11 protein-coding genes are annotated in these 14,231 nt (G+C 36.1%); 4 read left to right on the forward strand and 7 right to left on the reverse strand.

Going from position 1 to position 14,231, the window contains the following annotated elements; all coding sequences use genetic code 11:
- The first annotated feature begins 69 nt into the window (after positions 1 to 69).
- Positions 70 to 1,095, forward strand: coding sequence for an Atu2307/SP_0267 family LLM class monooxygenase (locus tag MP478_RS21400; protein WP_257201604.1), 1,026 nt, complete (start codon positions 70 to 72; stop codon positions 1,093 to 1,095).
- Between the two features lie 767 nt (positions 1,096 to 1,862).
- On the opposite strand, the gene MP478_RS21405 is transcribed toward MP478_RS21400, so the two are convergent.
- The 3 genes from MP478_RS21405 to MP478_RS21415 form a co-directional block, all read right to left on the reverse strand.
- Positions 1,863 to 4,898: an SMC family ATPase gene (locus MP478_RS21405; RefSeq protein ID WP_257201605.1), complete on the reverse strand. Its 3,036-nt coding sequence runs from the start codon at positions 4,896 to 4,898 to the stop codon at positions 1,863 to 1,865.
- A 3-nt stretch (positions 4,899 to 4,901) separates the two neighbouring features.
- The gene (locus tag MP478_RS21410; protein WP_230040034.1) at positions 4,902 to 6,107 is read right to left on the reverse strand and encodes an exonuclease subunit SbcD; all 1,206 of its coding nucleotides are present in this window, start codon (positions 6,105 to 6,107) and stop codon (positions 4,902 to 4,904) included.
- Between the two features lie 123 nt (positions 6,108 to 6,230).
- The gene (locus MP478_RS21415; protein WP_230040032.1) at positions 6,231 to 6,383 is read right to left on the reverse strand and encodes a hypothetical protein; all 153 of its coding nucleotides are present in this window, start codon (positions 6,381 to 6,383) and stop codon (positions 6,231 to 6,233) included.
- A 121-nt stretch (positions 6,384 to 6,504) separates the two neighbouring features.
- Between MP478_RS21415 and MP478_RS21420 the strand changes: the two genes are divergently transcribed.
- Both MP478_RS21420 and MP478_RS21425 read left to right on the forward strand, forming a co-directional pair.
- Positions 6,505 to 6,756 (forward strand): VF530 family DNA-binding protein, encoded by a 252-nt coding sequence (locus MP478_RS21420; protein WP_230040030.1) that lies wholly within the window; start codon positions 6,505 to 6,507, stop codon positions 6,754 to 6,756.
- Between the two features lie 115 nt (positions 6,757 to 6,871).
- A complete protein-coding gene (locus MP478_RS21425; protein WP_257201606.1) occupies positions 6,872 to 7,372 on the forward strand; it encodes a peptidylprolyl isomerase in 501 nt (166 codons plus the stop codon).
- A gap of 333 nt (positions 7,373 to 7,705) precedes the next feature.
- On the opposite strand, the gene MP478_RS21430 is transcribed toward MP478_RS21425, so the two are convergent.
- The 3 genes from MP478_RS21430 to MP478_RS21440 form a co-directional block, all read right to left on the reverse strand.
- Positions 7,706 to 8,299, reverse strand: coding sequence for a hypothetical protein (locus MP478_RS21430; RefSeq protein WP_257201607.1), 594 nt, complete (start codon positions 8,297 to 8,299; stop codon positions 7,706 to 7,708).
- A gap of 4 nt (positions 8,300 to 8,303) precedes the next feature.
- A complete protein-coding gene (locus tag MP478_RS21435; RefSeq protein ID WP_257191669.1) occupies positions 8,304 to 8,681 on the reverse strand; it encodes a YchJ family protein in 378 nt (125 codons plus the stop codon).
- A gap of 141 nt (positions 8,682 to 8,822) precedes the next feature.
- A complete protein-coding gene (locus MP478_RS21440) occupies positions 8,823 to 10,964 on the reverse strand; it encodes a M3 family metallopeptidase (protein WP_257201608.1) in 2,142 nt (713 codons plus the stop codon).
- Between the two features lie 561 nt (positions 10,965 to 11,525).
- On the opposite strand from MP478_RS21440, the gene MP478_RS21445 reads away from it, so the two are divergent.
- Positions 11,526 to 12,341, forward strand: coding sequence for a head GIN domain-containing protein (locus MP478_RS21445; protein ID WP_230040021.1), 816 nt, complete (start codon positions 11,526 to 11,528; stop codon positions 12,339 to 12,341).
- A gap of 1 nt (position 12,342) precedes the next feature.
- Here MP478_RS21445 and MP478_RS21450 read toward each other — a convergent pair whose 3' ends face one another.
- Positions 12,343 to 14,229 (reverse strand): monovalent cation:proton antiporter-2 (CPA2) family protein, encoded by a 1,887-nt coding sequence (locus MP478_RS21450; RefSeq protein ID WP_257191667.1) that lies wholly within the window; start codon positions 14,227 to 14,229, stop codon positions 12,343 to 12,345.
- Between the last annotated feature and the right edge of the window lie 2 nt (positions 14,230 to 14,231).

The following is a 14,231-nucleotide window of genomic DNA, read 5'->3' on the forward strand; positions in this document are numbered from 1 at the left end:
ACGTTCTTAACAAACATCAATGTTTTTGACTTTTTATTCCTGTAATTTTGTGTATATAAAATCAACAATATGGAATTAGGAATAGGAATGTTCGGTGATCTGGCTTTTGATCAGTCCACCGGAAAATATAGAGATGCCGGAACAAAGATTCGTGAAATTTTGGAACAGGTAAAATTGATGGATGAGGTAGGAATCGATGTCTTCGCCATGGGAGAACACCACCGTCCGGATTATGCTGTTTCTTCTCCTGAAATGGTATTGGCAGCAGCAGCAAGTATTACAAAAAATATAAAATTAGCAAGCGGGGTGACTGTCTTAAGCTCTTCAGAGCCGGTAAAGGTGTACGAAGATTTTTCAACCTTAGATCTTATTTCAGACGGAAGAGCAGAAATATTCGTAGGCCGCGGAAGCTTCATCGAATCATTCCCTCTATATGGGTATTCATTGAATGACTATGAGGAGCTTTTTGATGAGAAACTGGAGTTGCTATTAAAGATTAATTCCGAAGAAAATGTAACCTGGTCAGGAAAACTACGGGCACCGATGCAAAACCAGACCGTATATCCAAGGGCAAAAAATAACGGAAAGCTTTCGATCTGGAGAGCAGTAGGAGGAACTCCGCAATCTGTATTAAGTGCTGCCCAATTGGGAATGCCTCTGGTGGTAGCTATTATCGGAGGAATGCCTACCCAGTTTAAAAACCTGATTGAGTTTTACAAACAGGAATACCAGAAAGCAGGACATGATGTATCCAAAATGCAGATTGCGATTCATTCCCATACTTTTGTGAGTGATGATCAAAATGTAGTGGACGGATATTTCCATACCTATAAATCTCAGATGGATAGGATAGGAGCTTCCAGAGGATGGGCACCTTATACAAAAATGCAGTATGACGGGGGAAGAAACAAAGAAGGCGCTTTATTTATCGGTAGTCCGGCAGAAGTAGCTGATAAAATTGCTTATATGAAAGAGATTTTCGGAATTACAAGATTTATAGGGCATATGGATATCGGAGATCCTGCTCATGACCTGGTGATGAAGTCTATTGAATTATTCGGGAAAGAAGTAAAACCATTGGTACAAAACCTGTAATTGCCGGATATTATTTAACCACAAAAGGTCACAAAAGATTTTAGACACTTTAGATTTTTTTAAGCTAATATCAAACTGCTGAGAAGTACACATAAGTTTTATGAAAATCTTTGATTTTCTTCTAAAGTGAACTTACTTGTATTCAGTAATTTTTGTACTTACTTAAGTGAGCTAAAGTGTTTAAAAAATATTCATTCTTTAGAATAACGTATTTGTCATTCTGCAGGAATTTGAGCATAGCTATTATTTACGTTTTGTAAAGCTAATTTTAAGTATCTGGATTCCTTCGGATGACAATTTTTGCAGGTATTATCTTATTCAATTAGAATAACAGCACTTGTCATTCCGCAGGAATCCAGACATAATAAAAATCTGCTCAATCAATCTGCGAAAGAAATATAACCACAAAAGGTACTCGGCTTAAAAACTTTAAATCGCGCATAATCTTGGTGGGCATATCCCAATTATTAAGCTTTCTCTCCAAGCCTAATTTACACAAAACTTCTGAATCTTTCTTTTTACGATATACCAAGTAGTGGTTATCTCTTACAAAATATTTCTTCTGTCTCTCTAGCATTATACTCCAAAAGTAAATTTACAATTGCACTGCATAAAAGGTTTACGTGAGTTGAAAATCGAAGATTTTCATAATCTTAAGTGTACTTTCTATGCCCAAGCTTGTTACTTGAAAATAACTTAAGTGTTTAAAATACTTTTGTGCCTTTTGACTACTTCGAATCTTTGATTTGGGGTTTAATAATATAAAGTTAAACAATCTCAATCAGGCTTCCTCTTTCCTCATCTTTAATAATATTGAGTGCTGTAGGAATTTTTTCTTTAAGTTCTTCTACATGAGAAATAATTCCTACAATTCTGTTCTCTTTCATCAGGTTGGTAAGGGTCTCAAAAACAATATTTACCGATTCAGCATCCTGCGTTCCAAAACCTTCATCAATAAAAAAGAAATTTTTATCTGCCTGAGCATTGGCTTGAACACTTTCTGCCAAGGCCAGTGCAAGACTTAATGAAACTTGAAAAACCTGGCCGCCCGAAAGCGTTTTTACACTTCTGCTTCTGCCTTCGTTAAGGTAATCAATGATCTCAAAATCATTATTCTCATTAAGCTGAAGGCTCAGCTGATTTCTGGTCATCCTATGAAAACGCAGATTGGCGTGATCACAAAGCTGTCTTAAATAAATAGAAGAGACATACTGCACAAAACCGGCCCCTTTAAACAGATTCATCATCAGCTTTAAATTTTCGGAACGCTTTTGAAGCTTTGACAGGGCTTTCAACAGCTCTTCTTTTTTGCTGTATTCTTTTTCCAGCCGCTCTATTTCAGAAGCCATCTTTACAACAGAATCATTCATTTGTTTTAATTCATTCTGAGCCTCAATGAAATGTTTTTCAGTTGAAGAAAACTGTTCATCATTAAACAGAAGGCCTTTAAGCTTTAATTCTAATCCTTCAATAATCTTCTTTAAGGTTTCAAAGTCAATTCTGAACTGTTGAACTTCGGCCCTGGTCTGCAGAACGTTAAGTTTTTGAAGCAGAATGATCTCAACTTCTTTAAAATCAGTAATATTTTGTGCAGCCAGGGCATTAGTGATAGCCTCGGTATTTTCCGAAATTTCTTTTTCAAGAGCTGAAATCTGTTTTTCAGACTGGCTCAGGATGGCTTTTTGCTCTGCCAGTTTTGGAGCTATTATTTTTTCCTGTTGAGCTGCCTTCTGATAATTCTGTTCTGTTTCAGTATTAGACAGTACCAGTTTCTGGTAAGTTTCCTCTATTTCTGCAAGTGTTTTCTGTTCATAATGATTCCAATCCAGAATTTTTAAGCTGGAACGGCTGATATTAATCTGTTCTTGTTTTGTAGCCTCTTCCAGCTTGAAAGTTTCAAGGGCAGTTTTATATTTTTCTAAAAGTTTATTTTCCTTTTCAAGTATTTCCCGTTCTGCAGTAATATGCTGTTCTGTTTCTTCCATCTTTTTTTCAAGAGCAAAGGAATCAGACCTTTTTTTCTCAAATTCATCTTCATGATCCGGACTGAACTGTTTCCATATAAAATGTTGAAAATGAACTTCAATATCTTTTTGAATCCGTTCCAAAATTCTCTGCTCAGCAATAAGTTGCTCTTCAAAGATCTTTTTCCTGTCCAGAATCTTCTCAATTTCCGTTTCCTGTTTTTGAATATTCAGGATATCATGGTCAAGGGTACTTATTTTATCCTGAATCTCCTGAAGTTCAAAATTTACATCTTGAATTTCCACAATATGAGGATGCTCCAAAGAACCACAAAGCGGACAAGATTCTCCGTCGTGAAGCTCATGGGCGAACCGGGAAAGCTCTTTTTGAATCTTTAGATGATCCAGTTTTTGTGAAAGCACTTTTTTATTTAATTCCAGAACTTCCCTCTTTTTTTTGAATTCCTCTCTGAAATTTTCACGAAAAGAAAAAGGTTTGAGTTCTCCTGAAATGGCTTCAATCTGTTTTTGCTGTTTCTCAATCTTTCCAGCCTGATCGTACAGTGTTTTATTGAGGTTTTTCTGTTGAATAAACCAGTTTCCAACATTGGAAAGAAGGAAGGTGTCAAGTTTCTTTTCTTTTAGCTCATCAATACTTTTAGCCAGCTCCTCAATTTTTTTCTGAACAATTCCTTTATTAATACTTACTTCTGCTACCTTCTCAGAACCGTTCTTAGTTCTGGCGCGAAGTGTTTTAATTTCATCATAAAATCTGAGAATCTGTATAATGATACCCAGATCATTTTCTTGTATTCTGGATTGATCCAAAGCCTTGAACTGAGCTTCAAGGATATAAAGCTGTTCCTTTACAGTAGTAAAATTTTGCTCGGTTTCTTTCAGTATTTTAATTTGATTTTCCCTTTCAATCCGCTTATCTGTAATTTCTTTTGAAAGCTTATTTTTTTCAGCAATTAAAGGATTAAAAGTTCTGGAAATAAGGTCGTATAGCTCTGTCTGTGTTTCCAGTGCATCTATTTTAGGCTTCCGTTCAGCCAGTTTTGTAAAACTCTCCTTATGTTGCTTTAAACTTTCAAAATCGGTTTTTAAGTTTTTTAGCTGCTGATAGGTATGGGAGATTTTCTCAAATTTTTCATTGGATTCAGCCAGCTTTTTCTGTTCTTTTGTTAAAAGTCCTTTCTGCAGCTGGATATTTTCTTCACTCACTTCCTCAAACCCTTTGAGCTGACCTTCAAGCTGATCCAGCTCAGACCTGTTTTTTACATTCAGTGTAGACACATTATTCTGAAGATCAAATTTTTGAAGATTGAAAATCTCCTTCATCATATTGGTTCTGTCGGCAGCCCCTAATTCAAGGAACTCTTTAAACTGTCCCTGCGGAATAATAATAGTCCGTTTAAAATTGGCATAGCTTAACCCAATGATAGCTTCTGCATTGGAATGATCCAATGGTATCCATTTATCATTAATATTCTCGTAAAAAGTGACAGCGTAAGGCTTTACATCATCAAATTTTTTAGAATTACGCCTGAAATCTCTAGTTGCACGAAACAGCTTATTCTCATAATTGATGAAATCAAATTCTATATAAGAACTGTTTGACTTTAAATTCATCATATTATAAGCCCTTTTATCACGCATATTCAGACGTTCCGTTTCACCATATAAAGCAAACGAAATAGCTTCAAGAACCGATGATTTACCGGAACCTACAGCACCAAAAATACCAAACAGACCCGCATCAGTGAGGTTTTTAAAGTCAATGCTCTGACGCTCCTGGTAAGAGTATAAACCTTCAATCGTTAGTTGAATGGGAATCATAATTTAGATATTTAAAATTTCGTTAAACAAATCCATAAGCTCTTCATTGACTTCCTGTCCTCCATTTTTAGATTTAAAATAATCCTTGAACAATACTCCTATATCCTGATTTAAATTGATTTCATGTTGCTGTTCTCCGGTTATTTCACTGTTTTTGATTTTGGGAATAAGATGGACGATACCGGTATGAGACTGGTAGATCATCTTTCTTTCATCAGCCGTTAAAAAGGTTTCACTTTCCAAAGTCAGTTCAATAAAGGTATTCGGGTTTTCATTCAGCCACTGAACGGTATCTTCCACAGAGGTAAAAGTTTTCCTTACCAGTGTTCTTCCATTTTTCAACGCCTTCTTTTCAAAAGAAATATTTTTTCCCGGAAATGCTTCAATAATAGAAACATATTTTGTTTGTCCTGCCTCACTAAAGCTATAGCACAAAGGGGAAGAAGAGTAGACAACAGGTTTCTCTGCCGTTCCTATATTTTGAAAACCGTGGAGATGACCTAAAGCGGTATACTGAATCTGATCAGGAATACAATCCGAAAAGATCAGATCAGCATTCCCAATTTTAATAGGCTTTTCCCCTTCAGGTTCCTCCAGAAGTTCAGAGCCTTTTTTGTTCATATACAAATGAGCGGTCAGAAGATTGACACCCAGATCATCACAAAATTCATCAGCAAGATTTTTCCACATCTGGGAAAGTATTTTATTGATTTCTTCTTCCTTATTTTCACCAAAATATTCTTTTAAACGGATCTCATTGGCATAAGGCGTATGCAGAATTCTTACAGGAAAATTTATATTTTTAATAGCCAGTTCAATAAAACCTTCTTTTGAATTCAGAATATTAAAATGTTCGGTCCCAAAAGGAGTGATTTCTGCTTTGGGATGACCTATTAAAATAATTCCGCATTCTCTGGCTAAAGGATCGGGAGCATTGATGAGGCTGGGAGAGTCATGATTTCCGGAAATAGCAATCACAGGGCGTTTACCGTTTAGAGATAAACGTTTCAGGGTTTTATAAAATAGCTCAGAAGCTTCTACTCCCGGATTAAAATTGTCAAAAAGATCGCCGGCAACAATCACAAGGTCAATACCTTCTTCATCAGCAATGCCAATCATCTCTTCCATGACCAGAATTTGCTCTTCCAGACGGGAAAAGCGGTCCAGCCGTTTGCCTAAATGCCAGTCGGCGGTATGCAGAATTTTCATAAAAAGTTTATCATTGTTTAAAGGGAATGAAGTGTAGTTGTATAATCAGACGTATTGAACTAAAATCTGGATATTAAAATACAGGACAAAATTTAAACCGATTAGGCTTAGTCATGACGATTTTTACAGTTTATCATCGGCTTCTTTTGCCTGGAAGTCTTCTCGAATTTGTTTTAGACGTGCTTTCCTTTCTGCCTCTGCACTTTGTATTTTACGTTTTTTCTGATCAATTTTCTTTTTATTTTTTTTTCTGTTTGCTTCGTTATTTTTGCTCATATTTTTTTTGTAACGAATAATTTTTATTGGTAAGAAATAGCTTCATCAAAAATACTAAAGATTAAGAGTTTAAACAATTTTAGTCGGTAAGTCTGATAAAATATTTTAATTTTACTGCGTTATGGAAGAAAAATCAAAAGATCCTTTACATGGAAAAAGACTTGATGCTATTCTCGAAGAACTCGTAGAATATTATCAGGGTTTTGGGGAATTAGGCGAGCAGATCAACATAAAATGCTTTACAGATAACCCGAGCATCAGTTCTTCATTGAAATTTTTACGGAAGACACCTTGGGCAAGAACGAAGGTTGAAAGTTTGTATCTATTTATGCTGAGACAGAAGAAAAGAGACGAAACGAAGAGTGGAAAGTAGAAGTCAGTATATTGCTTAAGATTATCCTTTAGCTTGTCTCTTTAAACAATCATTTCAAAAATAGTATATTTGTGCATTATTAATCGTGAAAAAATGCACGAAAAAAAGGAAAAATATGACAATTGAAAACAACCATGTTGTAGCTGTAAGTTACATACTTCACACAATCGAAGAGGATGGAAGTAAGATTCTTGTAGAAGAAACAGCACCAGAAAATCCACTTACATTTTTGTACGGTGTAGGAATGATGATTCCAAAATTTGAAGAAAATATCCTTGGTTTGAAAGCTGGTGATAAAGCTGCTTTTACAATCCAGCCTGAAGATGCTTATGGTGAAAAACAACCTGATGCTATTGCTCAATTACCTATTGAGATGTTTCAAGAATCGGGAACTCCACCTGTAGGGGCTATTTTACCTCTATCTGATAATCAGGGAAATAATTTCCAGGCATTTGTGGTAGAAGTAACACCGGAAGTTGTAGTGGCAGACCTTAACCATCCAATGGCAGGTAAAGTTTTGGATTTCCAGGTGGAAATCTTAAATACACGTCCTGCAACAGAAGAAGAATTGTCACATGGCCATGCTCATGGAATTGACGGAACTGAAGCTCACTAAAAAATAATATAAATGTCCGGTTTTTCGGACATTTTTTTGCAGTATCTGTTGTCAACGGTTATATTTTCTCCCGAAGATAAATCGGATCAGTATAAAATGTCTTACATATAATTCCGGGGTCATTTTTCCCCTTAAAATTGTTGAGAAAGACACTCTGAGCAAGAAAATAGAAATCCTATACATTGGTATCAAGACAAAAAATAAACCACAGAACTCAACTGTGGTTTATTTTTATTATAAAGTTAAAAATAAATAAAATGCTTGGCACATTCCCTTCCACTGAATCTCAGATTTGAAGGGGTAGTTTTCGTATTATTCTACCAATTATCTCATCTACTCTGCATCATATTCCGTAACGTCAATGAGCGTAAGGAACCATTTCGTATCTATTTTTGTCATGAAAAATCTCAATCCATTGATAGGAGTCTTTTCCTTAGTATTTTCAGCAAGTGTCACCCAAACTACATTCCTGGGATCAGAATTGATCTTAAAAACGTCCTGATCTTTTACAGGATACTGTTCCAGAAATTTGTCTGCATAGTCGTTGACTCCGTTAGAGTTGAACTGAACATATAATCCTTCTTTTTTCCACTTTTTATTTCCTGAATCGTAGGCAGGGGCGGTTTCAAACTGAATCGGAAATTTATTTTTAATATTCCATACCTTTTGAATATACCCTAACGGCATACTGAAACTAACATCTTCATTTAAAACAAATCCCAGATCACCGCTGCTTTTAAAAAGGACCCCAACTCCATAAGTAGGATTGATATATTGGTTCATGAGATCTCCATTTTTAGTCTGAAAACCTTTTAAAATATCAGTAACAGCTAAAGTAATCTGCTTTTTGTCATCAGCAGTCTGGGCATTGAAAAAGCTAAAACCGCAAAGCAGAAATAGCATAGTGTATATAATATTCTTTTTCATAGTATTAATTTAGAAACTCACCAGAAACATAATACCAGCGTTCATGCATTTTCTGGAACATAGAAAATTCATGGTGAATTTGTGGATGTCCGTCTTCATCGGTATAGTACGCTTTAAATTCTACCTGATTTAAAGCGGGTGTACGAATAATTTCCAGTTGGGTCCATTGGTTGATTTCTCCCCACTCCTGAAGATCGCGGGTATTGTGGTATTTCCTTTTTCCGGGAAGAGTGGTTTCCATTAAATAGTCACCATTTGGAATAGCAAATGCCGAAAATCGGGAACGCATCAATGCTTCTGCAGTGGGAGCATGCTTTTCTCCGGTATGATATGGTTTACAGCATTCTTCGTAAGTTTTTCCTGAGCAGCAGGGACAATCCATATATCTGGTTTTAAATTTGAACCGCAAAAATAATAAATATCAATGGAAACAGGCCCGCTAAAAAAGATGATAAATAAATCTATTGGCTTTACTAACCAAAACATAAAAAAGACGCATTCTTAAAGAATACGTCTGATTGTTTTATTTAATAAACCCTCTGTTTCTCAATAAAGGTTTGATATCCGGATCATGTCCTGTGAAATCTCTGAATGCCTGGTTAAGATCTACAGAATTTCCTACAGAAAGAATATATTTTCTGAATCGGTCACCATTTTCTCTGGTTAATCCGCCATTATTTTTAATCCATTCCCATGCATCATTATCTAATGTTTCAGACCATAAATAAGCATAATATCCTGCTGAGTAGCCACCGCCCCAGATGTGAGCGAAATAAGGAGTATGATATCTTGGAGGAACGGTTGATAACGTAAACCCATGATTAGTTAAGGACTGTTTTTCAAAATCCAGAACAGGGATCAGCTGGCTGTCATTGGTTACAGAATGCCAATCCATATCTAATGCTGCTGCAGAAACCAATTCTGTGGTCATATACCCTTGGTTGAAAGTAGAAGCCTTTTTAATCTTTTCTACCAAAGCCTGTGGAATAGGTTGTTTTGTTTCGAAATGAACGGCATAATTTTTTAAGACAACCGGATCTAATGCCCAGTGTTCGTTAATTTGTGAAGGGAACTCTACAAAATCTCTCGGTACATTGGTTCCGGAAAGAGAAGGATATTTCTGACTTGCAAACATCCCGTGGATAGAGTGGCCAAATTCATGGAAAATTGTGGAAACATCGTCATAGCTGATTAATGATGGTTTTCCGGGAGCTGGTTTCTGATAATTATAGCAGTTTACAATTACTGGTTTTGTTCCCATCAGATAAGACTGTTCTACAAAGTTACTCATCCACGCTCCTCCATTTTTAGAATCTCTTGTGTAGAAATCCAGATAATAGATAGCAATAGATTTTCCATCATGATCAAAAACTTCATAAGTAACTACATCAGGATGATAAACAGGAAGATCGGTTCTCTTTTTAAATGTCAGTCCATAGAATTTTTCAGCGGCAAAGAAAACACCTTTTTCAAGAACTGTTGTGATTTCAAAATAAGGCTTTATTTCACTTTCGTCAAGATCAAATTTTGCTTTTCTTACCTGTTCAGCATAGAAGGTCCAGTCCCAAGGTTCTACTTTGAAACCTCCTTTTTGCTGATCGATAAGATCCTGAATATCTTTAGCCTCCTGTCTGGCTGTTTCCACGGCAGGAGTTGCTACCTGATTCATCAGTTTCGTGGCAGCTTCCGGAGTTTTTGCCATCTGATCCTGAAGTTTCCATTCAGCATAATTCTTTTTACCTAAAATCTGAGCTTTTTTAAGTCTGAGTTTAGCCAGTTTTTCAATGGTTTCTCTGGTATCGTTGGTATCACCCTTTTCTGCTCTAGTCCATGAAGCTTTGAACAGTTTCTCTCGGGTAGCTCTGTTTTTTAAATTTTGTAAAAGAGGTTGCTGTGTGGTATTTTGTAAAGCCAAAAGGTATTTCCCGGGCTGGCCTGCAGTTTTGGCATCAGCCGCCGCTGCTGCAATTTCATCAGCCGAAAGGCCATCCAGTTCTTTGGCATCAGAGAAGAAGACACCACCTTGCTTTCTTGCTTCCAGCAATTTATTGGCATATTGGGTAGAAAGAGAAGCCAGTTCCTGATTGAGTTGTTTTAATTTCTCTTTATCCGCTGCAGAAAGGTTAGCGCCTGCAATTTCAAAATTTTGTTTATAATATTGGACAAGTCTTTTACTTTCAGAATCCAGACCATCTTCTTTGATGGATTTTATTCTTTTATAAAGATTTTCATTCAGATACATTTTGTCGGAATGTGCAGCAAAAATAGGAGCGTATTCCTCATCTAGCGCCTGCAGTGTAGGATTGGTATTCGCACTGGTAAGATTGGAAAAAACAATTTGTGTCCTTCTCAGCACTTCACCACTTTTTTCCAATGCTACAATAGTATTTTCGAAGGTAGCTGCCGCAGGATTATTTGCAATTTTTACAATTTCAGCTTCATGCTGTTTTAACCCAAAATCAAAAGCAGGCTTAAAATGTTCATTCTTAATTTTATCAAATTCCGGAGCTTCATATTGAAGTTTACTTTTCTTCATGAAAGGATTTGAAGATAAGGAGGGATCTGGTGCAGGAAGTTCCTGTTGAGTATCAGTTTGTTTCATTGTGGTACAAGATTGATTAAACGCCAAAGCAGAAATTAATAATACCGATGAAATATTCTTCATAAAATAGTTGTTATTAAAGCATAAAGATATTAAAAACTTGCATCATAGAAGGTATTTTGTCCCAAATGTATTTATTGAAAATAATGGATAGATATTTTCAGAGCGGGCTACATCTTTTATCTTATGCCTGTTTAACTAATTAAAAATTGAGTCACAAAAGCTTAATGAATCGCTATAAACACTTTAGTTTATTTTAAGATTAAACTGATTGAAAATAAAAGTACACGTAAGCAAAAAATCTTTGTTTTTTTAAAAACTTACGTGAGCTTTAGTGAGCTTATTTTCACAGCCTTATTAAGTGTTCAAAAAACTTTGTGACTTTTGACTACGTCGAAATAACATTCATCGACTGAAAGGAGATAATCTTCGATTTGTGGTTAAATAAAAGTGTAAACAGTTTTTCTAAATAAAAGGTAATTAAACAATTGGTAAAATAAACTCATTTATTAATAATTTGGAGAGTGGTTAATCACAGAATTTTAAAGAAGATGTAATATTTTTCATAATTTAGTTGTTGTTAAATAATACGATCGAAATAATAATCTATAAAAATAAATAAACATGAAAAAAAGAACTCTTTTTATTTTTTCCGCCTTAGTGGTATTGGCCTCATGTAATGAAAGACATGAGAAAAAGAACAGAGAAAAAGGCGATTGGGTAGATAAGGTGATCAATAAAGAAAGCGGACCGGTACAGCAGAAAGAATTTAATGGTGATTTTGATGAAATTCAGGTTTCTCAGGCGATTGATGCTGAGGTGATAAAATCTGAAACAGAGAAAGTTGTTATTTCAGCTCCTCAAAGTATCATTAATGAGATTCTTGTAGATAATGAAGGCGGAAAGCTTCATATTCATTATAAACCCGGCATCAGAGTGATGAATATCAATAAGGTGACAGCTAAAATTTATACCAAAGACTTTACAAAATTGATTGCAGGATCAGCTGCAAAAATAGTGGTGAAGGATAAATTTACTCAGGAAAAAACAGATATTGAGATATCAAGTGCTGCCAGTATCTCCGGGGATCTGGAGGCTAATGATTTTGAAATTACAGCAGGCAGCAGCAGTAATTTTAATGGAAAAATATGGGCTGTAAACCTTGATATAGAATCTTCTTCAGGATCAAGTATCGATATTTCAGGTAAAGCTAAGCATGCAGATATCAATTCTTCTTCAGGAAGCAGTATATCAGCAAAAAATGTAATTGCAGATAATGTAGAAGCTGAAGCTTCCAGTGGAGCAAGCGTTGAGATTAGTGCTGTTACAAGTGTTAAAGCAAGTGCTTCATCAGGTGGAAGTGTTGATATTGCTAAAAAAGGCGAACTAAGCAATGTTACTAAAGAAGAAAGCAGTGGCGGAAGCGTAAATATTCACTAGATTAATCCTGGGATTCTTCCTCATCTTCTTCCTCAGCAGATGAGGATCCTTCCCAGTTTTTATTATCAAAATTAAGATTGTCATAAGCCAATAATTCCTCCTCTCGCTGGAGGATTTCTTTTGTTGTAAATAAGGCAATATCGTCATCATCCTTTGCCCTTGCAAGCTTTCTGATAGAAGCCTTATCAATGGCCATAAACCTTTGGCCAAGACGTCTGGCAGCATATTTTCTCATACCTGCTTCATGAAGCACGTCTACAGCCATATCAACAGCGGTACCTAATGTTTCACGATAGATATGATTGATTCCGTTATTGAGGTAATTATAAGCATCAATTCTGTTTTTTGCCCTCACAAAAATTTTCACTGCCGGATAATGCTCACGTACAAGCTCGGCAATGAATTTATTGTCATCAGGATCATCCAGGCATAAAATTAAAATTTCGGCATCTTCAATACCGGCTGCCCTTAAAATAGGAATTCTGGTAGCATCACCATAATATACTTTAAAACCATAGCTTCTCAGCAGCTTTACACGGTCTGAATCCCTGTCCAGAACTGTTGCTGACATTTTGTTTGCTTTTAAAAGACGCCCCACCGTACTTCCAAAATGCCCAAAACCTACAATAATAATTTTCTTTTGGGCCACCTCACTGTCCAGAATATTGAAATCATGTTCTTCCTCAGGAATTTCTTTAATAAACCTGGGGGTAATAAACTTATCATTAACAATAAGAAGAATAGGAGTGATGCACATGGTAATTGCTGTGACAGCCATTAATTGTGCATTCAGTTCAGGGCTTAAAAGATAAAGATCAGAAGCATAATTGATCAGGACAAAGGCAAATTCTCCCACCTGGGAAAGTGCAAACGCATAGAAAAGGCTTTGTGGAGTATCTATTCTGAAAAATTTTCCAATAGCATATAAAACGATAAATTTTACCGTTACCACTGCAAAGACGGTACTAAATATAAATAAAGGATCCTGCTGGATAATATTAAAATTGATGGTGGAGCCTACACTCACAAAAAATACAGCCAGTAAAAGTCCTTTAAAAGGATTGATCTGTGCTTCAAGCTCATGACGGAATTCACTGTTGGCCAGCATTACTCCGGCAAGAAAGGCTCCCAATGCCGGAGACAGACCGATAACGATCATCAGCTCAGAAACGCCAATCACTAAAAATAGGGAAGAGGCAGTTAAGAGTTCTGTCATTCCTGATTTTGAAACATAGCGTAAAAAAGGAACAAATACATATCGTCCTAATAAAATAAGCATGGCAACCCCTATAATCACTGTTCCTGCCTGAAGCCACTCCGGAAGCTTTTGAATCAGAATCTGAATTTCATTATCATGATGTTTCGCTTTGTAGTTGGCAATGATGGGAAGTATTGCCAGAATAGGGATCACAGAAATATCCTGAAATAACAATGTAGAGAATGAAGCTTCCCCTGCTGTTGTTTTAAAGTTGTTTTTTTCCTGTAAAGTCTGTAGTACAATTGCTGTAGAAGACAGGGCAAAACACATGGCCACGGCTACGGCCTTATCTACTCTCCATCCCACACTGATGAATATCAGAACAAGTAAGGAAATTGTAAGTGCCATTTGGGTGAGACCCAGGCCCATGATTTTCTTACGCATCTCCCAAAATTTTCGCGGTTCCAGCTCAAGCCCTACCAGAAATAAGAGCATGATTACCCCAAACTCACTGGCATGCATAATATCATTTACATTATTTCCTGTAAGCCTGAGAACATAAGGGCCAATGATGATCCCTCCTAAAATATAACCGATCACAGAACTCAGACCGAATTTTCTGGCCAGTGGAACCATAATAATAGCTACACCCAGAAAAAGTAATGTGTTCATTGCTAAGCTGGATTCCATAT

It is taken from the genome of Chryseobacterium sp. WG14 (assembly GCF_024586945.1).
Classification (GTDB): domain Bacteria; phylum Bacteroidota; class Bacteroidia; order Flavobacteriales; family Weeksellaceae; genus Chryseobacterium.

Excerpts from the sequence above, each read along its gene's own strand:
- MP478_RS21400 (WP_257201604.1), top strand. The coding sequence starts at position 70 with ATGGAATTAGGAATAGGAATGTTCGGTGATCTGGCTTTTGATCAGTCC.
- MP478_RS21405 (WP_257201605.1), bottom strand. The coding sequence starts at position 4,898 with ATGATTCCCATTCAACTAACGATTGAAGGTTTATACTCTTACCAGGAG.
- MP478_RS21410 (WP_230040034.1), bottom strand. The coding sequence starts at position 6,107 with ATGAAAATTCTGCATACCGCCGACTGGCATTTAGGCAAACGGCTGGAC.
- MP478_RS21415 (WP_230040032.1), bottom strand. The coding sequence starts at position 6,383 with ATGAGCAAAAATAACGAAGCAAACAGAAAAAAAAATAAAAAGAAAATT.
- MP478_RS21420 (WP_230040030.1), top strand. The coding sequence starts at position 6,505 with ATGGAAGAAAAATCAAAAGATCCTTTACATGGAAAAAGACTTGATGCT.
- MP478_RS21425 (WP_257201606.1), top strand. The coding sequence starts at position 6,872 with ATGACAATTGAAAACAACCATGTTGTAGCTGTAAGTTACATACTTCAC.
- MP478_RS21430 (WP_257201607.1), bottom strand. The coding sequence starts at position 8,299 with ATGAAAAAGAATATTATATACACTATGCTATTTCTGCTTTGCGGTTTT.
- MP478_RS21435 (WP_257191669.1), bottom strand. The coding sequence starts at position 8,681 with ATGGATTGTCCCTGCTGCTCAGGAAAAACTTACGAAGAATGCTGTAAA.
- MP478_RS21440 (WP_257201608.1), bottom strand. The coding sequence starts at position 10,964 with ATGAAGAATATTTCATCGGTATTATTAATTTCTGCTTTGGCGTTTAAT.
- MP478_RS21445 (WP_230040021.1), top strand. The coding sequence starts at position 11,526 with ATGAAAAAAAGAACTCTTTTTATTTTTTCCGCCTTAGTGGTATTGGCC.
- MP478_RS21450 (WP_257191667.1), bottom strand. The coding sequence starts at position 14,229 with ATGGAATCCAGCTTAGCAATGAACACATTACTTTTTCTGGGTGTAGCT.